The 21435-nt window shown below is 74.8% G+C and carries 18 protein-coding genes; 2 read left to right on the forward strand and 16 right to left on the reverse strand.

Annotated features, from left to right (window positions below; all coding sequences use genetic code 11):
• Positions 1 to 15: 15 nt before the first annotated feature.
• From ACFCLZ_RS14220 to ACFCLZ_RS14235, 4 genes are all read right to left on the reverse strand, one after another.
• The gene (locus ACFCLZ_RS14220; RefSeq protein WP_380285259.1) at positions 16 to 2463 is read right to left on the reverse strand and encodes a [protein-PII] uridylyltransferase; all 2448 of its coding nucleotides are present in this window, start codon (positions 2461 to 2463) and stop codon (positions 16 to 18) included.
• Between the two features lie 13 nt (positions 2464 to 2476).
• Positions 2477 to 2815 (reverse strand): P-II family nitrogen regulator, encoded by a 339-nt coding sequence (locus ACFCLZ_RS14225; RefSeq protein WP_380285260.1) that lies wholly within the window; start codon positions 2813 to 2815, stop codon positions 2477 to 2479.
• A complete protein-coding gene (locus tag ACFCLZ_RS14230; RefSeq protein ID WP_380285261.1) occupies positions 2812 to 4188 on the reverse strand; it encodes an ammonium transporter in 1377 nt (458 codons plus the stop codon). The genes ACFCLZ_RS14225 and ACFCLZ_RS14230 overlap by 4 nt, the downstream gene beginning before the upstream one ends.
• Before the next feature lie 223 nt (positions 4189 to 4411).
• Positions 4412 to 5866 (reverse strand): hypothetical protein, encoded by a 1455-nt coding sequence (locus ACFCLZ_RS14235; protein ID WP_380285262.1) that lies wholly within the window; start codon positions 5864 to 5866, stop codon positions 4412 to 4414.
• A gap of 577 nt (positions 5867 to 6443) precedes the next feature.
• On the opposite strand from ACFCLZ_RS14235, the gene ACFCLZ_RS14240 reads away from it, so the two are divergent.
• The gene (locus ACFCLZ_RS14240; RefSeq protein ID WP_380285263.1) at positions 6444 to 7115 is read left to right on the forward strand and encodes a bifunctional DNA primase/polymerase; all 672 of its coding nucleotides are present in this window, start codon (positions 6444 to 6446) and stop codon (positions 7113 to 7115) included.
• Between the two features lie 255 nt (positions 7116 to 7370).
• On the opposite strand, the gene ftsY is transcribed toward ACFCLZ_RS14240, so the two are convergent.
• The 7 genes from ftsY to ACFCLZ_RS14275 all read right to left on the reverse strand — a co-directional run bounded on the left by ftsY (position 7371) and on the right by ACFCLZ_RS14275 (position 15956).
• On the reverse strand, positions 7371 to 8588 hold the full coding sequence (gene ftsY, locus ACFCLZ_RS14245) for a signal recognition particle-docking protein FtsY (RefSeq protein ID WP_380285264.1): 1218 nt from the start codon (positions 8586 to 8588) through the stop codon (positions 7371 to 7373).
• Between the two features lie 99 nt (positions 8589 to 8687).
• The gene (gene smc, locus ACFCLZ_RS14250; RefSeq protein ID WP_380285265.1) at positions 8688 to 12254 is read right to left on the reverse strand and encodes a chromosome segregation protein SMC; all 3567 of its coding nucleotides are present in this window, start codon (positions 12252 to 12254) and stop codon (positions 8688 to 8690) included.
• A gap of 170 nt (positions 12255 to 12424) precedes the next feature.
• On the reverse strand, positions 12425 to 12628 hold the full coding sequence (locus ACFCLZ_RS14255; protein ID WP_093860391.1) for a hypothetical protein: 204 nt from the start codon (positions 12626 to 12628) through the stop codon (positions 12425 to 12427).
• 413 nt (positions 12629 to 13041) lie between these two features.
• The gene (locus ACFCLZ_RS14260; RefSeq protein WP_380285266.1) at positions 13042 to 13341 is read right to left on the reverse strand and encodes an acylphosphatase; all 300 of its coding nucleotides are present in this window, start codon (positions 13339 to 13341) and stop codon (positions 13042 to 13044) included.
• A gap of 35 nt (positions 13342 to 13376) precedes the next feature.
• The gene (locus tag ACFCLZ_RS14265; RefSeq protein WP_380285267.1) at positions 13377 to 13871 is read right to left on the reverse strand and encodes a winged helix-turn-helix transcriptional regulator; all 495 of its coding nucleotides are present in this window, start codon (positions 13869 to 13871) and stop codon (positions 13377 to 13379) included.
• Positions 13872 to 13902: 31 nt separating this feature from the next.
• A complete protein-coding gene (locus ACFCLZ_RS14270; protein WP_380285268.1) occupies positions 13903 to 14481 on the reverse strand; it encodes a hypothetical protein in 579 nt (192 codons plus the stop codon).
• Positions 14482 to 14594: 113 nt separating this feature from the next.
• Entirely contained in the window at positions 14595 to 15956 is a 1362-nt protein-coding gene (locus ACFCLZ_RS14275) for a hypothetical protein (protein ID WP_380285269.1), read from the reverse strand.
• Positions 15957 to 16260: 304 nt separating this feature from the next.
• Between ACFCLZ_RS14275 and ACFCLZ_RS14280 the strand changes: the two genes are divergently transcribed.
• Positions 16261 to 17181, forward strand: a complete 921-nt coding sequence (locus tag ACFCLZ_RS14280) for a hypothetical protein (RefSeq protein ID WP_380285270.1) — start codon at positions 16261 to 16263, stop codon at positions 17179 to 17181.
• Between the two features lie 224 nt (positions 17182 to 17405).
• Here ACFCLZ_RS14280 and mutM read toward each other — a convergent pair whose 3' ends face one another.
• The 5 genes from mutM to ACFCLZ_RS14305 form a co-directional block, all read right to left on the reverse strand.
• Positions 17406 to 18275 carry a bifunctional DNA-formamidopyrimidine glycosylase/DNA-(apurinic or apyrimidinic site) lyase gene (gene mutM / locus ACFCLZ_RS14285; RefSeq protein ID WP_380285271.1) on the reverse strand — a complete coding sequence of 290 codons (870 nt, stop codon included), beginning with the start codon at positions 18273 to 18275 and terminating at the stop codon, positions 17406 to 17408.
• A gap of 57 nt (positions 18276 to 18332) precedes the next feature.
• Positions 18333 to 19121, reverse strand: coding sequence for a ribonuclease III (gene rnc / locus ACFCLZ_RS14290; protein WP_380285272.1), 789 nt, complete (start codon positions 19119 to 19121; stop codon positions 18333 to 18335).
• Between the two features lie 20 nt (positions 19122 to 19141).
• On the reverse strand, positions 19142 to 19315 hold the full coding sequence (rpmF, locus tag ACFCLZ_RS14295) for a 50S ribosomal protein L32 (RefSeq protein ID WP_097236113.1): 174 nt from the start codon (positions 19313 to 19315) through the stop codon (positions 19142 to 19144).
• A 2-nt stretch (positions 19316 to 19317) separates the two neighbouring features.
• Complete coding sequence (locus ACFCLZ_RS14300; RefSeq protein WP_380285273.1) at positions 19318 to 19962, reverse strand: YceD family protein; 645 nt, start codon at positions 19960 to 19962, stop codon at positions 19318 to 19320.
• Between the two features lie 141 nt (positions 19963 to 20103).
• Positions 20104 to 21288, reverse strand: a complete 1185-nt coding sequence (locus ACFCLZ_RS14305; RefSeq protein WP_380285274.1) for an ATP synthase F0 subunit B — start codon at positions 21286 to 21288, stop codon at positions 20104 to 20106.
• Between the last annotated feature and the right edge of the window lie 147 nt (positions 21289 to 21435).

Below are 21435 nucleotides of genomic sequence, written 5' to 3' on the forward strand. Positions count from 1 at the left end.
GCCTCCCGAACGGGCTCAGCCCAGCGCCGCCCGGACCGCCGCCGCCACCTCCCCGGCCCGCCGGGCGCAGAGCGGACGGCCCACCTCGTCGGTCAGGTAGAAGGCGTCCACGGCCTCCGCGCCGAGCGTCGACACGTGCGCGGTCCGCACCCGCACCCCGGCGCCGTCCAGCGCCCGGCCGATCCGGTGCAGCAGCCCGGGGGCGTCGTGCGCGCGCACCTCCAGCACGGTCGCGCTCGCCGAGGCCACCGGCGGCGCCACCACGACCACCGGCGGCGGAACCGGGACGCCACGCCGGCGCGGGGCCGCCGCGTCGCGCTCGGCCAGCCGGCGGGCGACGTCCAGCGAGCCGTCCAGCGCCCGGCGCAGGTCGCTCCGCAGCCGCGCGGCCTCCGGCAGCCCGCCGAACTCCGCGGCCACCGTCCAGGAGAGCAGCAGCACCGGCCCGGCGCCGACCGGGTCCAGCTCGCGCAGGCCCGCCGAGCGGACCGCCAGCCGGTGCAGGGCCAGCACCCCGGCGACGGTGCCCAGCAGGCCCGGCCGGTCCGGGACGGCCAGCAGCAGCCGCACGCCCGCCGGCCCGGCACCGGACGCGGCCGCCCCGCCGCCGGCCGACAGCGACAGCGCCGGCCCGCCGGTCCGGGCCGCCTCCACCGCCAGCCGCTCCTGCTCCGCGGTCGGCTCGCTCTCGGCGGCGCCGGGGTACCCGCCGGGCGCCCCGGTCAGCCGGGCGGCCGCGCGGGCGGCCAGGCCGTCCACCAGCGAGGCCCGCCAGTCGCTCCACGCGGCCGGGCCGGTGGCCAGCGCGTCCGCCTCGGTCAGCGCCCGCAGCAGCTCCAGCCGCGGCACCGAGCCGACCGCCTTGGTGACGGCCTCCACGGTGGCCGGGTCGTCCGGGTCCCGCCGGGTCGCGGTGTCCACCAGGGTCAGGTGGTGGCGGACCAGCACCGCCAGGGTCTCCACCGACTCCGGCTCGAAGCCCATCCGGGCGGCCAGGCCGCGGACGGCGGTCTCCCCCGCCTCGCTGTGGTCGCCCGGCCCGCCCTTGCCGATGTCGTGCAGCAGCGCGGCGACCAGCAGCAGGTCCGGCCGGGCCACCCGGCGGGTCATCGCGGCGGCCCGCACCGCGGTCTCCACCAGGTGCCGGTCCACCGTCCAGCGGTGCACCGCGTTGCGCTGCGGGCGGCAGCGCACCCGCTCCCAGTCCGGCAGCAGCCGGGTGATCAGCCCCCGCGCCTCCAGCGCCTCCCAGACCGGCAGGCAGGCCCCGCCCGCGCCGAGCAGGGTGACCAGCTGCTCGCGCGCCTCGTCCGGCCAGGGCACCGGCAGCGGCCGGCACTCCGCCGCCAGCCGGCGCACCGTCGCGTCCGCGAGGGTGAGGCCGTTCTGCGCGGCAGCGGCCGCGGCGCGCAGCGGCAGCACCGGGTCCGCGGCCGGGCGGGCGCCCTGGGCGAGCACCGCCTCGCCGTCCTGCTCGACCACGCCCTCGGCGAGCGGCCGGCGCTCCACCGCGCCCCTGGCCACCGCGCCCGCGCCCCGTTTGACGGCGGCGGCGAACGGGAAGCGCCGGTACGGGCGGCGGCCACGGCCGGCCCGCGCGGCCAGCACCCGCTCCACCGACCGCCAGGCGACGTCGGAGGCGTAGGCGACGGTCCGGGCCGCCTCGTAGACCCCGCGCAGCAGGGCGTCCGCGTCCGGCACGCCCAGCCGCTCGGCGACCTGGTCCTGGTCCTGCAGGGCGAGCCGATCGGTGGCCCGGCCGGTCACCAGGTGCAGGGCATCGCGGACGTCCGCCAGCCGGAGCGCGGCGGCGTCCAGGCCCTCCCGGGGCGCGTCGGCCAGCCAGCTCGCGGCGATCGCGCCGAGCACGACGACGTCCCGCAGGCCGCCGCGGGCCTCCTTCAGGTCGGGCTCCAGCAGGAACGACAGCTCGCCGTGCCGCTCGGCCCGCTCCCGGCCCAGCTCGCGCAGCTCGGGCAGCCGCCGCGGAGCGCCCGCCCGCCAGTCGGCGAGGACGGCGGAGCGCAGCGCGGCGGTGAGCGCCGGGTCGCCGGCCACGTGCCGGGCGTCCAGCAGGCCGAGCTGTGCCCGCAGATCGGCGGCGGCCACCGACCGGGCCTCGGCCGGGGTGCGGACCGCGTGGTCGAGCGAGGCCCCGGAGTCCCACACCGGGTACCAGAGGCGCTCGGGCAGGGCCGGGTCCAGCCGGCCCTCGTGCAGCAGCAGGACGTCGAGGTCGCTGCGCGGGGAGAGCTCGCCGCGCCCGTAGCCGCCGACCGCGACCACGGCGACCCCGGCGGGGGCGCCGGCCGCGGCGAACAGGCCGGCCAGCCAGTCGTCGGTGAGCGCGGACAGCGCGGTGCGCCGCTCCCGGCCGCCGGGGCCGGGGGCGGCGAGCAGCCGGGCCCGGGCGGCGGCGGGGCCGTCGGGGCCGGGCCGGCGGGCGTCGGGGGCGGTGGCCATGCGGTCGGGCCCCTCAGAGGGCGTCGGGGCCGCGCTCGCCGGTGCGGACCCGGACCGCCGTCTCGACCGGCACCGCCCACACCTTGCCGTCGCCGATCTTGCCGGTCCGGGCCGCGTTGACCAGGACGTCGATCAGCGGCTCGGCGTCCTCGTCCTCGACCAGGACCTCGACCCTGACCTTGGGGACCAGGTCCACGGTGTACTCCGCACCCCGGTAGACCTCGGTGTGGCCGCGCTGGCGGCCGTAGCCGCTCGCCTCGGAGACGGTCAGGCCGTGCACGCCGAAGGCCTGCAGGGCGGCCTTCACCTCGTCCAGGCGGTAGGGCTTGATGACGGCGGTGATGAGCTTCATCGGGCGTCCACCTCGGTCTTCTCGGTGCTGGGCGCCGTCGCTGCCGGCGCGGGTGCGGGTGCGGGTGCAGAGGCCGCGGCGACCATCACCGCGGCCGGGGCGGCCGGGCGGCCGAGGCCCGAGCCCAGGGCGCTGAAGTCGTACGCGGACTCGGCGTGCTCGGCCTGGTCGATGCCGCCCAGCTCGACCTCCTCGGCGACCCGGAACCCGATCACCCGGTCGACCGCCTTGGCCAGCAGCCAGGAGAGCACGAAGGAGTAGCCGCCGACCACCGCCACGCCCATCGCCTGCTTGCCCAGCTGCTCCGGCCCGCCGCCGTAGAACAGCCCCTTGGCGCTCTGGCCGACCGTCCCGGTGGCGAACAGGCCGACCAGCAGCGAGCCGATCGCCCCGCCGACGGCGTGCACGCCGACCACGTCGAGCGAGTCGTCGAAGCCCCAGCGGTACTTGAGGCCGATCGCGGCCGCGCAGCCGGCCCCGGCGACCAGGCCGATCGCCACCGCGCCGAGCGGGGAGACCGAGCCGCAGGCCGGGGTGACGGCCACCAGGCCGGCCACCGCGCCGGAGGCGGCGCCCAGCGTGGTGAACGCGCCGTGCCGCAGCTTCTCGAAGACCAGCCAGCCGACCAGCGCGGCGCCGGTCGCGACCTGGGTGTTGAGCAGGGCCATCGCCGCCACGCCGTTGGCGGCCAGCGCCGAGCCGGCGTTGAAGCCGAACCAGCCGAACCAGAGCAGCCCGGAGCCGAGCATCACCAGCGGCAGCGAGTGCGGGCGCATCGGGTCCTTGCGGAAGCCGATCCGCCGGCCGAGCACCAGGCAGAGCGCCAGGCCCGCGACCCCGGCGTTGATGTGGACGGCCGTCCCGCCGGCGAAGTCGATCACGCCGTTGCGGTCGCCGAGCCAGCCGCCGTTGCCGCCGTCGAAGAAGAAGACCCAGTGGGCGACCGGGAAGTACACCACGGTCACCCAGAGCCCGATGAACAGGCCCCAGGCCGCGAATCTCGCACGGTCCGCGACCGCCCCGCTGATCAGCGCCGGGGTGATGACCGCGAACATCAACTGGAAGGCGGAGAACGCGGTCACCGGGATCGTCCCGGTGAGGTCGGTGAGGCCGATCCCGTGCATCCCGAGGAAGTCCAGGTTGCCGATCAGACCGGCGCCCGCGTCGGGTCCGAAGCTGAGCGAGTAGCCGTAGAGGACCCACAGCACGCTGACGATGCCCAGCGACAGGAAGCTCATCGCCAGCATGTTCAGCGTGCTCCTGGCCCGGACCATCCCCCCGTAGAAGAAGGCCAGCCCCGGGGTCATCACCATGACCAGGGCCGCACTGATGAGTACGAAGGCGGTGTCGCCCGCGCTGAAGCCGTCCGGCATCGGCTCTCCTCCTGACTGGAAGCCGATCCGCACCCGGGTCCCTGTCCCGTGCACCCGGGGCGTCGGCGTTGACCAGGAGCGTGCCGAAGGCCGGTTTCGGCCGATGCGGCCGGGTGTTTCACCTCCGTGACGAGGGCGACCGCGGGGTTACACCCGCGTGAACACGGCACCGACCGTGCCGTCGGCGGCCGGCACGGTCGGTGAGGGGTGTCGCGGTGGCGGCTCAGACCACCGAGACGTACTCGGGGATGTCCTGGACCACCCGCTCCTTGAGCCGGCTGACCGCGTCCACGCCCTTGAACCGGGAAGCGGCGGCCTCGGTGGTCTTGCGGACCCGCGAGTTGAGCCGCTCGGAGCGGACCTTGGTGGCGATGTCCACCGCCTGCTCGGCGAAGACCGCCGCCTCCTCCGGCTCGTTCTGCAGCAGGTGCACGCTGGCCATGCCGACCAGGTTGAAGGCGAACGAGCGGACGTGGTCGCCGTCCTGCCGGAAGAGGTCGACCGCGCGCTCCATCACCGGCGCCGACATCGAGGCGTACAGCTCGGAGTTGTCCGAGTGGTAGGCGAGGTCGCGGAAGGAGTGCGCGTTCTCCGCGTTCAGCTCGGCCGGTGAGAAGAACTTCAGCCAGTCCGGGTCGCCGTCGCCCTCGCGGATGTCGGTGAAGGTGTCCTCGGCCAGCCGGATCGCCCGGGCGCACCGGTTCACCTCGCCGATCGTGGCGTACGCGCGCGCCTCCATCGCGTACAGCAGGGACTGCTGGCGCGGGGTGGCGGTGTCGCGGCTGCCGTACTGGGCGAGGTGGATCAGCTCCAGCGCGTCCTCGCCCCGGTTGAGGTGGATCATCTGCCGGCTCATGTCGGTGAGGATCAGCGCGCCGAACGGGCGGTCCCCGGCCTCCTTGGCGGCGTGCAGCGCCAGCACGTAGTACTTCTGCGCGCTGGGGTGCATGCCGACGTCGTAGGACATCCAGCCGGCCAGGTGGGCCAGCTCGGCGGTCAGCCGGAACAGCCGCCGGGTGGTCTGCTCGGGGTAGGTCTCCTGGAGCAGGTCGGTGACCTCGTGGAGCTGGCCGACCACGGCCTTGCGGCGCAGCCCGCCGCCGTTCTGCGCGTCCCACTGCCGGAACATGACGGTGGTCTGCTCGAGCAGTTCCAGCTCGGGCTCGGAGAGCCGGCCGGTGAACGGCTCGCCGCCGTTGGCCGCGGTCAGGATCGGGGTGGGGGCGCCGGTCGGGCCGGGCGCCAGCCAGCGCTGCATCGGCTCGATCAGGGCGGCACCGGCGGTCAGGGCGAGCGAGGTGCCCAGGAAGCCGCGCCGGTTGAGCATCAGGTCGCTGCGCGAGTAGTCGCTGATCAGCTGGACGGTCTGCGGCGCGCTCCACGGCAGGTCGACGCCGCCGCCGACGGTGGAGACCGGCACGGCGGCGCGCAGGCCGAGGTCCTCGATGGAGACCACCGAGCCGAACCGCTCGGAGAAGAGCTCGGACATGATCTTCGGGATCGGCTCGCGCGGCTGCTCGCCGTCGAGCCAGCGCCGCACCCGTGAGGTGTCCGTGGAGACGTGGTGCGCCCCGATCTGCCGGGCCCGGCGGTTGACCTGGCGGGCCAACTCCCCCTTGGACCAGCCGCTGCGGGCGAACCACGTGGTCAGCTTCTCGTTGGGTTGCTTCTCTGCCATGGGTCCGTCCCATCCCGCCCGGGCCCCCGGGGCCCCGATCGTGACCGCCCGACGGTTGCGGGCTCTTACCAGACGTGTCGTACCGGACTGCGGCGCTGGCGCCGCGGACGAACCGTCAGTTCCCCAACTCCGGGCCCGCCATGGCCCGGAGCGGACTCCCCGACGAGGTCCGTGTGCTGAACGTAACGCCCCGCACACCGCCCCGGGGAGCGGCCCTGGCGAAACGCCACCTTTCGCCACCCCCAGGAGTGAACCGAACCGTGTCGGCAGGCGGTTCACTAGGAAGTCCCGGCGGCCCGGCATATGCGGGCTGCCAAGTCCCCGACGGCACCCGGCTTTTCAGGCGAACCGCCGCCGCCACCGGCAGATTTGGCACCCGTACCGACCGACGGTCCTCCCGCGCACCGACGATCCGGCATCACCACCGCCGACCACAAGGCGGCGCACGGGGCGCACCAGGGCAACTGGCGCACACCCTGCGCTGCGCGCCGCCACCGCACCACGCACCACACACAGAAAAAGCAACACACAGTCACCGTCCCGTAACCATCGGCAACGAGAACCTGTTGGGGGAGGCATGGACAACCTGTTCGGCGTACTTCGACTGGGGCACCTGCGGCTGGCACCGCGGGGCGCGCGCCACCGCACCCGCGCCACCGCGAGCCAGGCGGCCGCGGAGTACACCGGGCGGTGGGGCTGGACCGTCGTCGTCGGCGAGCCGGCCCGCACGGCCTCCACCCCGCACCGCTGCCACTGCGGTGCGCCGCGCTGCGCCGCCCCCGGCCTGCACCCCGTCCACGGCGCCGGACCGGCCGCCCGCCCCGGCACCGACGTCTCGGTGCTGTTCCCCACCGGCCGCGCCTTCGACGTCCTCGACGTCCCCGAGCAGGCCGGCCTGCAGGCACTGGTCCGGCTGGAGCGGATGGGCACCCAGGTCGGCCCGGTGCTCGCCGCGCCCACCGGGCGGCTGCAGTTCCTGGTCGCACCCGGCACCGCCCGCCGGCTGCCGGACCTGCTCTACCGGATGGGCTGGGACGACGCGGCGCTCGACCTCACCTGCCACGGCGAGGGCAGCTTCGTCGCCGCGCCGCCCACGGTGCTCGCCGGCCTCGGCCCGGTGCGCTGGCTGCGCCGCCCCACCCGTGACAACGCCGGCTGCCCGCCCGAGGCCCGGCTGCTGCTCGGCACCCTCGCCTACGCCTGCCACCGCGGCCGCGAGCGCACCCGCGAACCCGCCTGGATCGCCTGAGCTGTACCTTCGCCCGCTCGCCTCCGGGGCGCTCTTGTCCGGCGCCGACGGTCGGCGTTCCAACACCGCGACTTCGTCACGGCCTCCTCGCTTCTCCCTTTCGGCACCGGCGCGCCCCTTCGGCTCGGGGCGGGTGGGCCTTCGGCCCGGGGCGGACGCGGTTGGGCCCGGCGCGGCGCGGGTGGGCCGGCGGGGAACGCCGAAGGGCCCGCCCCTCGCGGGAGCGGACCCTTCACCGGTGGCACCGGGCGGTGCTCAGTCCCCGATCAGCGCGTCCACGAACGCGCCCGGCTCGAACGGCGCCAGGTCGTCGGCACCCTCGCCGAGCCCGATCAGCTTGACCGGCACGCCCAGCTCGCGCTGGACGGCCACCACGATGCCGCCCTTGGCGGTGCCGTCCAGCTTGGTCAGCACGATGCCGGTGATGTCGACCACCTCGGCGAAGACCCGGGCCTGGATCAGCCCGTTCTGGCCGGTGGTGGCGTCCAGCACCAGCAGCACCTCGTCCACCGGGCCGTGCTTCTCGACGACCCGCTTGACCTTGCCCAGCTCGTCCATCAGGCCGGTCTTGGTGTGCAGGCGCCCGGCGGTGTCCACCAGCACGGTGTCCACGCCCTCGGCGATGCCCTCCTTGACCGCGTCGAAGGCGATCGACGCCGGGTCGCCGCCCTCGGGCCCGCGCACGGTGCGCGCGCCGACCCGCTCGCCCCAGGTCTGCAGCTGGTCGGCGGCGGCGGCACGGAAGGTGTCGGCCGCGCCGAGCACCACCCTGCGGCCGTCGGCGACCAGCACCCGGGCCAGCTTGCCGGTGGTGGTGGTCTTGCCGACGCCGTTGACGCCGACGACCAGGACGACCGCGGGGCCCTCCGCGTGCTTGGTGGAGTGCACGGTGCGGTCGGCGTCCTTGCCGATCAGCTCGACGAGCTCCTCGCGCAGCAGGCCGCGCAGCTCGTCCGGGGTGCGGGTGCCGAGCACCTTGACCCGGGTGCGCAGCCGCTCGACCAGCTCCTGGGTGGGGGCCACGCCGACGTCGGCGGTCAGCAGGGTCTCCTCGATCTCCTCCCAGGTGTCCTCGTCGAGGTGCTCGCGGGAGAGCAGCGAGAGCAGGCCCTTCCCGAGCGAGTTCTGCGAACGGGAGAGCCGCGAGCGCAGCCGGACCAGACGGCCGGCGGTGGGCTCGGGGACCTCGATGGCGGGGGCTTCCTCGACCGTCTCGGGGACGGCCTCGACCTCGGCCCCGACCTCGGCCTCGGCCTCGGGGAGCTGGACCTCCTCGACGGTGCGGCGCGGTTCCTCGGTCGGTGGCGCGGCCTCTTCGCCGACGGCGGGCTCGCGCGGGGTCGGGGGCGCCGTGATGACCGGCGCCTGCGACTTCGGGGGCAGCTGCTGGCGTCGTCTGCCGGAAACGACGAGTCCGGCGATCGCTCCGACGGCGACCACCGCGATGACTACGGCAAGAATCACGTATTCCATAACGCCCTAAGTATCCGCGACACCGATCCTCCCGGACCGCAGGCGGCCGGGTGGATCACCGGCGAACCGGCCGGGGACCGGAAGTGGATCACCGGTGGGTCAGGACCGCCGCTCCTTCCGGTCCTCCCGCAGCCGCTGGCTGATCACCTGCGAGATGCCGTCGCCCTTCATGGTCACCCCGTACAGGGCGTCGGCGCACTCCATGGTCAGCTTCTGGTGGGTGATCACGATCAGCTGGGAGCTCTCCCGCAGCTCCTCCATGATCGCGACGAGTCGGCGCAGGTTGGTCTCGTCCAGCGCCGCCTCGACCTCGTCCATGACGTAGAACGGGCTGGGCCGGGCCTTGAAGATCGAGACCAGCAGCGCCACCGCGGTCAGCGAGCGCTCGCCGCCGGAGAGCAGCGACAGCCGCTTGACCTTCTTGCCCGGCGGGCGGGCCTCCACCTCGACGCCGGTGGTCAGCATGGACTCCGGGTCGGTGAGCACCAGCCGGCCCTCGCCGCCCGGGAACAGCCGCGAGAACACGCCCTCGAACTGCGCGGCGGTGTCGTGGTAGGCGGCGGTGAACAGCTCCTCGACCCGCTGGTCGACGTCCTTGACGATGTCGAGCAGGTCGCGCCGGCTGCGCTTGAGGTCGTCCAGCTGTTCGCCGAGGAAGGTGTGGCGCTCCTCCAGCGCGGCGAACTCCTCCAGCGCCAGCGGGTTGACCTTGCCCAGCTGCTGGTACGCCCGCTCGGCCGAGCGCAGCCGCTTCTCCTGCTCGGCCCGGACGTAGGGGCGCGGCTCGCCCGGCGCCTGCCCCTCCTCCGGCGTGGACGGCGGGACGAGCTGGTCCGGCCCGTACGAGGCCAGCAGTTCGGAGCCCTCGATGCCGAACTCCTCCAGCGCCCGGCTCTCCAGCTGTTCGATCCGCAGCCGCTTCTCCGCCCGCAGCACCTCGTCGCGGTGGCCGGCGTCGACCAGCTTGTCCAGCTCGTCCTTGAGTGCGCGCCCGCGCTCGCGGTGCTCCTTCAGCTCCGCCTCGCGCGCCGCCCGGGCCTGTTCGACGGCGGCCCGCTCGGCGTCCGCGCGGGCGAGCGACACCTCCAGACAGGCGAGCAGCTGCCGGGCACCGGCGGTGACGGCGCCCGCGACGGCGGCGTCGTGCTCGGCGCGCCGGCGGCGTTCGGCGGCCCGGGCGCGCGTCTCGCGCTCGGCGCGGGCGGCCCGGTCCAGCTGCTCGGCCCGGCCGGCCAGGGCGCGGACCCGCTCCTCGTGGGTGCGCACCGCGAGCCGGGCCTCCAGTTCGGTCTGCCGGGCGGCGGTGGCGGCCGCGGCCAGCCGCTGCTGTTCGGCGGCGTCCGGCTCGTCCTCCCCGTCGGCGGCCGTCTCCTCGGCGACGGCCAGCCGCTCGGCCAGTTCCTCGGCGGTGGCGAGCAGCTGGGCCAGGCCGTCCTCGGCGCGGCGGGCGGCGGCGGTCAGCCGTTCGGCCTCGCCGGCGGCGGCCCGGGACTGTCCGCCGAGCCGGCCCAGGGTTCCCGCGATCTCGGCCCGCTCGCGTTCCAGCTGCCTTCGCCGGACGGCGAGTTGCTCCAGTTCGGCGGCCGACTCCCGGCGCTGCTCGGTGAGTTCGGCCAGCCGCCGGGCCGACTCGGCGCAGCGGACGTCGAGTTCGGCGATCGCCCGGGCGGTCTCGTCCACCGCGGCCTGGGTCTCCAGCAGGCTGGGAGCGGCGCCGGAGCCGCCGTGCGCGAAGCCGGCGCCGAGCCGGTCGCCCTCGGCGGTGACGGCGCTCAGCGCGGGGTGCGCGGCGACCAGCCCGAGGGCCTGGTCGAGGGTGTCCACCACCGCGACGCCGGCCAGCCGCCGGGCGACGGCGGCCCGCAGGTCAGCCGGTCCGTCGACCAGGTCGGCCGCCCAGCGGGCGCCGGGCGGCAACTCCCCCGCCGGGCCGTCCGGTTCGGGGGCATCGGCGATCAGCAGGGCGGCCCGGCCGGCGTCCTCCTTGCGCAGCAGCCGCAGCGCCTCGGCGGCGGTGCGGGGCGAGTCGACGGCCACCGCGTCGGCGGCGGCGCCGAGCGCGGCGGCGACGGCCGACTCGTGGCCGGGGGCGATCCGCAGCAGCGCGGCGGCCGGTCCCAGCAGCCCGGTCAGCCGGTCCCCGGCGGCGAGCAGCGCGCCGCTGCCGTCCTTGCGGCGCAGGCCGAGCGCCAGCGCCTCGCGCCGGGCGGTCAGCGCGGCCCGCTCGCGCTCGGCGGCGCCGGCGGCCTCCCGCGCGGCGGTGAGCTCCTGTTCGACGGCGGCGAGGCGTTCCCGGGCGTCGTCGTGCGCGGTGTCGGCCCGCTCGCCGTCCTCGGTGTCGGCCTCGACCCGGGCCCGCAGCTCCTCGTACTCCCGCCGGGCGGCCTCGGCGCGCTGCAGCGCCTCGTCGCGGGCCTCGGCGAGCCGGCCGATCTCGGCCTCGGCGGCGGCGGCCTTGGAGCGGGCGGCGGCGGCCTGCCCCTGGAGCCGGGCCAGCCCCTCGCGGCGGTCGGCGATGGCCCGGGCGGCGTCCTTGAGCCGGCGTTCCTCGGCGGCGAGGGCGCGTTCCAGCTCCGCCTCGGCCTCGACCGTCTCGTCGAGCGCCTCCCGGGCCTGCTCCAGGGCCTCGGCCAGCGCGGCCTCCTCCTCCCGGACGCGCTCGGCCTCGCGCTCCAGCTCCTCCGGGTCCCGGCCGCGCCGCTCCTCGGCCTGCCCGCCGGCGGCGGCGTGCCGGGCCCTCGCCTCGGCCAGCCCGATGGTGCCGCGGGTGCGCTCGGCCAGCGCGGAGAGCCGGTACCAGGTCTGCCGGGCGGCCTCCAGGCCGGGGCCGAGCTGCTGGACCTGCGCCTCCAGCACCGCCTCGCGCCCGATCGCCCGGCCGAGCTCCTGCTCGACGGTGGAGCGGCGCAGCCGCAGGGCCAGCTCGTCGGCGATCTCCGCCTCGACAGCGGTGCGCAGCGCGAGCAGGTCGTCGGCGAGCAGCCGCAGACGGGCGTCGCGCAGGTCGGCCTGGATGCCGGCGGCGCGCCGGGCGATCCGGGCCTGCCGGCCGAGCGGGCCGAGCTGGCGGCGCAGCTCGGCCACCAGGTCCTGGACGCGGTTGAGGTTGACCTGCATCGCGTCCAGCTTGCGCAGCGCCTTCTCCTTGCGCTTGCGGTGCTTGAGGACGCCGGCCGCCTCCTCGATGAAGGCGCGCCGGCCCATCGGATCGGCCTGCAGGACGGAGTCGAGCCGGCCCTGGCCGACGATGACGTGCATCTCGCGGCCGATCCCGGAGTCGGAGAGCAGCTCCTGGATGTCGAGCAGGCGGCAGGTGTCGCCGTTGAGCGCGTACTCGCTGCCGCCGTTGCGGAACATCGTCCGGGTGATGGTCACCTCGGAGTACTCGATCGGCAGGGCGCCGTCGGTGTTGTCGATGGTGAGGCTGACCTCGGCGCGGCCGAGCGGGGCGCGCCCGCTGGTCCCGGCGAAGATGACGTCCTCCATCTTGCCGCCGCGCAGCGACTTGGCGCCCTGCTCGCCCATCACCCAGGAGAGCGCGTCGACGACGTTGGACTTGCCGGAGCCGTTGGGCCCGACCACGCAAGTGATACCGGGCTCGAACCTGAGGGTGGTGGCGGAGGCGAAGGACTTGAAGCCGCGCAGCGTCAGACTCTTCAGGTGCACGCGCCGGTCTCCTCACCTCGCTCGCCAGGGGCTTCAGCGGCGACTGTATCCCCCGGCGGGCGGTCCCCGGACACGACGAAGGGACGCCACACGGGGCGTCCCTTGCAAGCTGCGTCCCTTTCGGGGCGGCTCAGTGCACAGCGGCGTCGATCGAGGGGATCGGGCGGGACTCAGGTGAGAGCCGGCTCCCGCTGGTCCAGATCGATGCTATTGAGCAGCGAGTGCTCGCCGGCGACAGCGGTGAGAGCGTCGTTCACAGCCTGCATCCGAATGAGCTCGGCTTCGAGATCCTGGACGCGCTGCTGCAGCCGTCGCATCTCGGAGAGCATTCGCGGGTCGGGGCCGCCGACGTACCCGAGAAGCGCCTTTGCCATGATGAATGGTCCTCCACGCTGAGTGACCGAACCGGAACGGTACAGGTCTAGGGGGAAGGGGGACGCACGCGCGGCGCGCACCGGCAGTGCTGGCTGGGCACTACGGCACAACCACCGTGAGCTGGGCTCGCGGGGGCGTGTGCCTACCGGAATGGCGCGGTCGTGTGCGCGGGCTTCCAGCGTCTCACCAAAGACGGTACGGGTCAACACGATCACCGCACGCTACCGCGCCCCTGTCACCTGCCTGGCGGTGTCGTCACGCCGGGCGGCTACGAAGGGGGGTCCACCACATGCTCGTGGATCATCGTTCGATGCGGAGTCAACCACGAGTCTGCCCGGATGGCAACCGTACGACACCGCCGGTTGCCGATCGTTTTCCGTCGGCCCGCTCCGGACCCGGTCCGCGGGGGCGGTCAGCGGATCGCGAAGCTCTCGTAGCCGGGCCCGACCGCGGTCCAGATCTCGGTCACCCCGCTGACCCGGCCCGGCGTGTCCGGGCCCCTGAGCAGGGCGAGCAATTCCTCGCAGTCCGGGGCGAGGCCCTCGGCCACCACCTGCACCCGGCCGTCGCCGAGGTTGCTCGCGTAGCCGGTCAGGCCGATCTCCAGCGCCCGCGCCCTGGTCCACCAGCGGAAGCCGACCTGCTGGACCTTGCCGCGCACCCAGGCGGTGACCCGGACCGGCTCGTCACTGTGGGCGTCGCGACCGTGCATGCCACCGACCCTATCCGTCCCGGTGGCGGCGCGCGTCACTGGCCGGACGGCCCCTCGGCCGTCCAGCCGGGGCTGCGGATCTCGGCCCGCAGCTCCGCCGTGCGCCCGGGTTCGCCGCAGGTCCGGCAGACCCACCGCGGGTCGTACGGGTGCGGCGGGTGCCCCTCGGGCGCGTGCTCGAAGACCACCGGCGCCTCGGGCAGCACCCAGCGGTCGCCCCAGGCGAGCAGCGCCTGGGTGAGCGGCGCGAGGTCGCGGCCGGCCTCGGTCAGGTGGTACTCGTAGCGCGGCGGCCGCTCGCTGTAGGGCCGCCGCTCGACCACGCCCGCCTCCTCCAGCGCCCGCAGCCGCGCGGTGAGCCGGTCGCGGGGCGCCCCGGTGTTGCGGGCGATCCGGTCGAAGCGGTGGTTGCCGTAGAACAGCTCCCGCACCGCGAGCAGCGCCCACTTCTCCCCCACCACGTGCAGCGCGGCGGCGATCGAGCACGGCCGGCCGGGCAGGGACGGCGCGAGGGGGAGGTCGGAGGTCACGTCCGACAGCCTGCCACACCGGGTTGGGTTCTCAAACCGGTCCGCTCAGGGACGCCAGCCCGGCCAGCGCCTTGAGCCGCTCGGGCGCCACCCGCACGGCGACGGTCGAACCGTCCGCGAAGCGCAGCTCGACCCGGCGGGCGCGCGAGCGGGGGCGGCCGGCCGGGGGGCGACGCAGGCGGAACGGGCCGAGGTCGGTCAGGTGTTCGGTCACCAGCGCGCCGCGCCGCTTCAGCAGCAGGACCCGGCGGTCGGTGACGGCCAGCACCACGTAGCGGAAGGTGTCCGACGCACGCGCGAGCTCGGCCTCCCGGGCCATGGCCGCGAACCGGCCCGCGGTGCTCTCCCAGCCGCCGCGCACCGGCGGCGTGACCAGCCGCCCGCCGACCACCAGCACGGTCAGCCCGGCCAGCGCCAGCAGACCCTCGGGGTCCAGCAGGTCGAGGCCGTGATCGAGCACGAGCTCCGCGCCGGTGTCCACGTCGCGCCCGGGCCGCCGGTACCGCTTCGGCGGCCGGCGGACCAGCACGCTCAGCCGGACCTCGACCAGTCCGAGCAGTTCCTCGTCCGCCCGCAGCCACGGCCGGGCCGGGCCACTGTCCGGTGCCACTCCCCCGTCCCCCCTCCGGCGACGCCGCCGCTATCGACACACCACGGCCCCCGCCGGTCGCCCGGCGGGGGCCGTGAGCCGATCATCGCATCGGCCGGAGGGGCGGGCCAGGGTCAGAAACCGCCACCGAAGTCGCCACCGCCGCCGAAGTCCCCGCCGCCTCCGACATCGCCGCCGTCGAAGCCGCCACCGAAGTCGGAGGAGTTGAAGTCGGCGCCGGAGAAGTCGCCGCCGTCGTAGCCGGCGCCCGCGTCGACGGAGCCCGCCGCGTACGCCGGGGTCGCCATCATCGAGCCGAGCATGGTGCCGACCAGCAGCCCCGGCAGCAGGCCGCCGCCGCCGAAGCCGCCGAAGTAGCCGCCCGCCCACGGGCCGTAGGCCGGGCCGGCGTTCCAGTACGGCTGCGGGCCGTGCTCGGTCGGGACGGTCCGGATGTCCGGGTCCTGGCCGGCCGCCAGCCGGTCCGCGTCGGCCCGGCAGACCGGGACGGAGCGGGCGGCGCCGCCCGCCGGGGTCCACTCGGCGTCCAGCACCGACGGGCCGTGCCGCGGGTCGAAGAAGCACGGCGGCCGGCGCTCCGGCAGCGGGCGCTGCTCCCGCCGGGCCGCCAGGACGGCCAGCGCGAACCGGCCGTCCTCCAGCGCCTCGGTGACCGGCTTCACGTCCTCCGGTCCCCTGGCCTCGTCCATCAGCCGCTTGGCCTTCTCGTACGAGTCCAGCGCGTGCGTGTAGTCGCCGCGCTGCACGTCGTCGGCGTCCGGCGCGGACGGGGCGAAGTCGAGCCGGTCCAGCTCCTCGCCGTAGGCGGTGATGTCCTCGTCGACCACCTGGCGCAGCTGCGCCAGCTCGGCCCGGCGCTGCTCCTCCTTGCGCCGCTTGGCCCGGCGGAACAGCAGGAACACACCGGTGCCGGCGAGCGCCAGCAGGGCCAGCGGGACGACCACCGCGGCGGTGGAGACGCCGCCCTTGTCACTGTTCACCCCGTGCCCCTTGATCTGCGGGGCGGCGGTGTCGACGAAGTCGTTCAGGGTGGCGTCGATGTCGCCGGGGTGGGAGCGGAAGGAGGCACCGGCGATCCGCTCGGCGTTCGCGCTGGGCAGCGCGGCCTTGTCGGAGCGGGCCTGGAACTGGTCGCCGCGCCAGACCGCGTAGGTACCGGTGATGCCGACCTTGGTGCGCAGGTCCTCGAAGACGGTCCTGGTCCCGTACGGGTCGGCGGCCGGGACGACCGCCACGAAGATCGGCTTGTCCGCCTTGCGGATCTTCTCGGTCAGGGCATCGGCCTGGCTCTGGCCGAACCGGCCCGCCATCGCCGGGTCGACGTACACCCGGCCCTGCTTGAGCGCGGCGGCCGCGTCGTCGAGACCGCCGGCCGCCGAGGCCGTCGGCGCCAGCAGGAGCAGCAGCCCGAGCAGCGCCGACACCAGCGCCAGCGGCCCGGCGGCCCGGGAACGTCGTCGTGCAAGGGTTCTCATGTCTCGACGCTACCCCGAGCGGCCCCCTCGCCGGGCATACCGGTCGGACGCGGTCCGGCCCGGCACCCCCACCGTCCGCCGGGGTGGGCCCCCTTCTGCGGGATGATCTTCCGCCCGGCCGCCCCCGAGGCTTCCCCGGACGGGAACCCGGTCGGCGCCCCGCGCGTACCTCCCGGCAGACATCGGACCGGACCGGCCGCCCGGGCCGGGGGTCCCGGCGGTACCGCGCGACCGGGCATAGTGGTGGCGGTACCGCCACCCCGTGAGCACCTCCCGCCCCATACCTCCTGATCGGAGCTCCGCGTTGTTGATCGGCCTCGTCACCGCTGTGGCGGCCTCCGCCTGCTACGGCACCGGTTCGGTCCTGCAGGCCGTCGGCTCCCGGCGCTCCGCCCGCGAGGAGGCCGCCAAGGGCAGCGCCGCCGGCACCACCGCACACGGCGGGCCCAGCCTCGCCTCCACCGCCAAGGCCGCCGTGACCTGGGAGTTCATCCTCGGTACGGTGCTGGACTTCATCGGCTTCGGGCTCGGCGCACTGGCCGCCCGGCTGCTGCCGCTGTTCCTCTCCCAGACGATCATCAGCGCCAACCTGGTGATCACCGCGGTGCTCTCGATCAAGCTGCTCGGCATCCGGCTCAAGCAGCTGGAGTGGGCCTCGATCGGCGTGCTCTGCTCGGCACTGGTGCTGCTCGCGGTCTCCGCCGGACCGGAGGGCGGCCACCACGCCGCGATGGCCTTCCACTGGTGGCTGCTCGCGATCACCACCGTGCTGCTGGTCGGCGGCGGCCTGCTGGTGCGGCGGATGGGCGCCAACGGCGCGATCGTCGCCGGTCTGCTCTCCGGCCTCGGCTTCGGCGCGCTCGGCGTCGGCGTGCGCATCCTCAACGGCATCGAGCCGTTCGACCTCGCCCAACTGCTCTCCGACCCGGCCCTGTACGCGATCCTGGTCGGCGGCATCGGCGGCATGTACGTGCACACCGTGGCCCTGCAGATCGGCTCGGTGAACGGCGCGACCGCCGCCCTGGTGGTCGGCGAGACGGTGCTGCCGGGCGCGGCCGGCGTCCTGTGGCTCGGCGACTCCTCCAAGGCCGGGCTGGGCTGGCTCGGCGTGCTCGGCTTCCTGATCGCGGTGGTCGCGGCGGTCGGCGTCGCCTACTTCGGCCAGGACACCCACGGCGGACTGCCGGAGGCCGCGCCGGCCGAACCGGAACTCACCAAGAGCTGACGGTCCGGGGGGCGGCCCGCGCCCCGAGCGGCGAACGCTCGCCGAGCGGGCGAGCCCCCGCCCCGAGCGGCGAACGGTCGGCGAGCGGGCGAGTCACCCCCGCCCCGAGCCGAAGGGGCGCGCCGGTGCCGAAAGGGAGAAGCGAGGACGCCGTGACGAAGGAGCGGCGTTGGAGCGCCGACCGTCGGCAGCGGGTCAGAGCGCCCCGGAGGCGAGCGGGCGAGTCACCGCACACGCGGTACGCGTTGGCAGCGGGGGCAGAAGTAGCTGGAGCGGTTCATCCAGGCGGCCCGCCGCAGCGCGGTGCCACAGCGGCGGCAGGGCTCGTGCTCCCGGCCGTAGGCGTCCAGGTCGCGGGAGAAGTAGCCGCTCTCGCCGTTCACATTGACGTACAGGCTGTCGAAGCTGGTACCGCCGACGGCCAGCGCCGCCGTCATCACGTCCCGGGCGTTGGCCAGCAGCAGCAGCGCCTGCGGACGGGTCAGGGTCGCGGTCGGCCGGTCGTAGTGCAGCCGCGAGCGCCACAGCGCCTCGTCGGCGTAGATGTTGCCGACCCCGCTGATCAGCGTCTGGTCCAGCAGCGCCCGCTTGACCGTGGTGCGCCGGGCGCGCAGCGCCGCCGCGAAGGCGGCGTCGTCGAACCGGGGGTCGAGCGGGTCGCGGGCGATGTGCGCGATGGAGACCGGGGTGCCCTCCGGATCGCCGTCCTCGGCCTCCTCGACGGCCAGCCCGCCGAAGGTCCGCTGGTCGACGAAGCGCAGCTCGCGCCCGCCGTCGGTGAACCGCAGCCGCACCCGCAGGTGCGTCTCGTCCGGCACCGCCGGATCCTGGACGAGCAGTTGGCCGCTCATCCCGAGGTGGCCGATCAGCGAGAAGCCCTCGCCCGCGCCGGACAGCGGCACCCAGAGGTACTTGCCGCGGCGCTGCGCGGCGCCGAGGGTGGTGCCGGTGAGCCGGGCCGTGAAGTCCGCCGGGCCGGCCGGCTGGCGGCGCACCGCACGCGGGTGCAGCACCTCGACGCCGGCGACGGTCCGCCCGGCGACCCAGTTCGCCAGACCGCGGCGGACGACCTCGACCTCGGGAAGTTCGGGCACGGGAAAACGCCTCCAGCGGAACGGACTCGGCTCTGCAGGAGGAAGGCTACTGCGTGGTCAGGCGCCGCTCGGCAGGCGGTCGGCGTACTTCTCCTTGATCGCCCGCCAGGCGCTCTCCGCGGCCTTCTGCTCGGCTTCCTTCTTCGAGCGGCCGACGCCGCTGCCGAAGTCCTCGCCGGCCACCCGGGCCGCGGCGGTGAAGGTCTTCTCGTGGTCCGGACCGGACTCCTCGACCACGTACTCCGGCACTCCGATGCCCACCGAGGCGGTGAGCTCCTGGAGGCTGGTCTTCCAGTCCAGGCCGGCGCCCAGCTGAGAGGATTCCTCGATCAGCGGGTCGAACAGCCGGTGGACGAACTCGGTGGCGGCGTCCAGGCCGCGGTCGAGGTAGACGGCCCCGATGACCGCCTCGACCGTGTCGGCGAGGATCGACGACTTGTCGCGGCCGCCGGTGCCCTCCTCGCCCTTGCCGAGCCGGATGAACACGCCCAGTTCCAGGCCGCGGCCGACGTCGGCGAGCGCGCGCGAGTTGACCACCGCGGCGCGCAGCTTGGCGAGCGTGCCCTCCGGGACGTCCGGGTGGACGCGGTAGAGGGTGTCGGTCACCACCAGGCCCAGCACCGAGTCGCCGAGGAACTCCAGGCGCTCGTTGGTGGGCAGACCACCGTTCTCGTACGCGTACGAGCGGTGGGTCAGGGCACGTACCAGAAGGGCGCGCTCGAGCGTGTACCCGAGGCGCCCTTCCAGAACGTCGTATTCGGTCGAAGCCGGCCCGCCGGCCTTGCCACCGCCCGAAGGAGTCTTCGGAGCCGCGGTCGCCTTGCGGGAGGAGTTACCGTCCGACATCGATCCGTACACCCTGCCGATCAGACCGAGAGGACCTGGCGGCGGTTGTACGTGCCGCAGCTCGGGCACGCGATGTGCGAGAGCTTCGGCTCGTGGCAGCGGTCGCACGCCACGAGGGCCGGGGCAACGGCCTTCCAGTTGGACCGGCGGTGGCGCGTGTTGCTGCGCGACATCTTCCGCTTCGGAACAGCCACGGCTACTTCTCCTGGTTCTCGGCGAGACCCTCACGGGTACCGCTGTTCTCGATTCCGTCACCCTCGTCGCCGTGGGCGGCGGAGAGTCCCTGCAGAGCCGCCCACCGGGGGTCGGCGGCATCGTGGTGGTGCGCCGGGTCGTCACTCAGGCGCGCTCCGCACTCGGAGCACAGGCCCAGGCAGTCTTCCTGGCACACCGGCTGCAGCGGCAGTGCGAGCACCACCGCGTCACGCAGCACCGGCTGGAGGTCGAAGTAATCGCCCTCCAGGCGGTAAGTCTCTTCCTCCGAGTCCTCTTCGAGGTCCTCGGTCCCGGCGGTCCGGGCGCGATGGCGCTCGTCGGACTCCGGGTAGTAGTACAGCTCCTGGAAGTCCACGTCGAGGTCGAACTCGACGGGCTCCAGGCACCGGACGCACTCGCCCTCGACCATGGTCTCGGCGGTACCGGTGACCAGCACGCCCTCGACCACGGACTCCAGGCGGAGGTCCAGCGTGAGCTCGCTCTTCTCCGGCACGGCGATCACGTCGATGATCCCCAGGCCCTCGGGGGCCTCCACGGTCCGGGACACCTTGCGCAGCGCACCCGGACGACGGCCCAGCTCGTGCGTGTCGAACACGAGGGGGTCGCGGTGGTCGAGGCGGTTCAAGGTGTCCTGACTTCCTGGGGGTATCCGGTGCGCGGCGCTGCTCGTCGGGGGATGCGCGGGCAGACCGACGGCCCGACACGGAGAGGCCGGAGTGGTCAGACTACCCGAGTCTCCCGCCAGGCCCAACTTCGTGCCCGGGCGCTACCGTCCGCCGAGCTCCCGCAGCCGGGTCATGTCGATCATGCTGGTGTCGAAGAAGCTGGTCTCGTCCAGCCCCGCCTGGGCCTGCTGCGGCACGGGCGCGGGCGGGTCGGCGGGCTGCTGCGGGTAGCCGTAGCCGCCGCCGTACTGCTGCTGCTGCTCCGGGTAGCCCTGCGGCTGGGGCGGGTAGCCGTAGCCGGCCTGCCGGCCGTCGTCGTACCCGGGCTGCTGCTGCTGCCCCTGCTGCTGGTAGGCGTACTGGCCCCCGTACGGGTCCGCGGGCGGGCCGGCGGCCGGGTCGAAGCCGCCGCCGTACACCTCGGCGTACTGGGCGCCGCCCTGCTGCGCGGCCGCGTACTGATCCGCGCCCGGGGCCTGCCAGCCGGCCGCGGCCGGGGCCTGCTCCGGCCAGGTCTGCTGCTGCGGCACCTCCTCGCGGTACCAGGCCAGCTCGTTGCCGTCCGCGTCCGCGGCGAAGCCGGCCGCGACCGCCTCGGCGCGCTCCTTGGCGTGCTGCGCCTCGTCGGCGGCGGCCAGGTAGGCGCCGAGGTCGTCGATCGGCCGCTTGCCGGTCAGCTTGTCGCGGCCCTTGCCGACCGCCTCCAGGGTCGCGCTGAGCACGTTCTCCAGGGTGGCGAGCTTCACATCGACGTACTCGTCGACCTCGGGGCTGGGGCTGATCCGCTGCGGCTGGAACTCCTCGCCGTCGGTCTCGCCCTCGTACTCGGTCTCGAAGACGCTCGCGTCGCCGCGCAGCTTGGTGCGGCCGCGGCCGACCGCGCCGAGGGTCTTGGTGAGCACGACCTCGAAGTTGGCGAGCTTGCTGTCGACGTAGTCGTCGGCCTCGGCGCGCTTGGTCTCGATCTCGGTCCGGGCCTCGGAGAGGATCCGGTCCGCCTCGGCCTGGGCGCGGCGGACCACCTCGGTGTCGGAGATCAGCGAACCGCGCTCGCTGTGCGCGCCCTGGATGATCCGGTCGGCCTCGGCCTGGGCGTCCGCGACCACCGACTCGTGGTCGGCCATCACCGACTGGGCCTGGGCCAGCTCGGCGGGCAGGGCCGCCCGCAGGCCCTGGAGCAGTGCGATCAGCTCGGCACGGTTCACCACACAGGAGGCCGACATGGGCATCGAACGGGCGTTCTCGACGGCCGCCACGATCTCGTCGACCTTGTTCTGCACGTCCACGGGCCTTCGTCTTTCCGTGTGCCGCCGAGGTCCGGCGGAGGCAGCGCCCCGACGCGATGGACGTCACCGCAGGGCAGGAATACAGACTGTACGGCCACTGCCCGGCGAGGTCACAACGCCTGCGTACGCCCACCTTTGCCCCCCTCG

The organism is Kitasatospora purpeofusca, from assembly GCF_042691725.1.
Classification (GTDB): Bacteria; Actinomycetota; Actinomycetes; order Streptomycetales; family Streptomycetaceae; genus Kitasatospora; species Kitasatospora purpeofusca_B.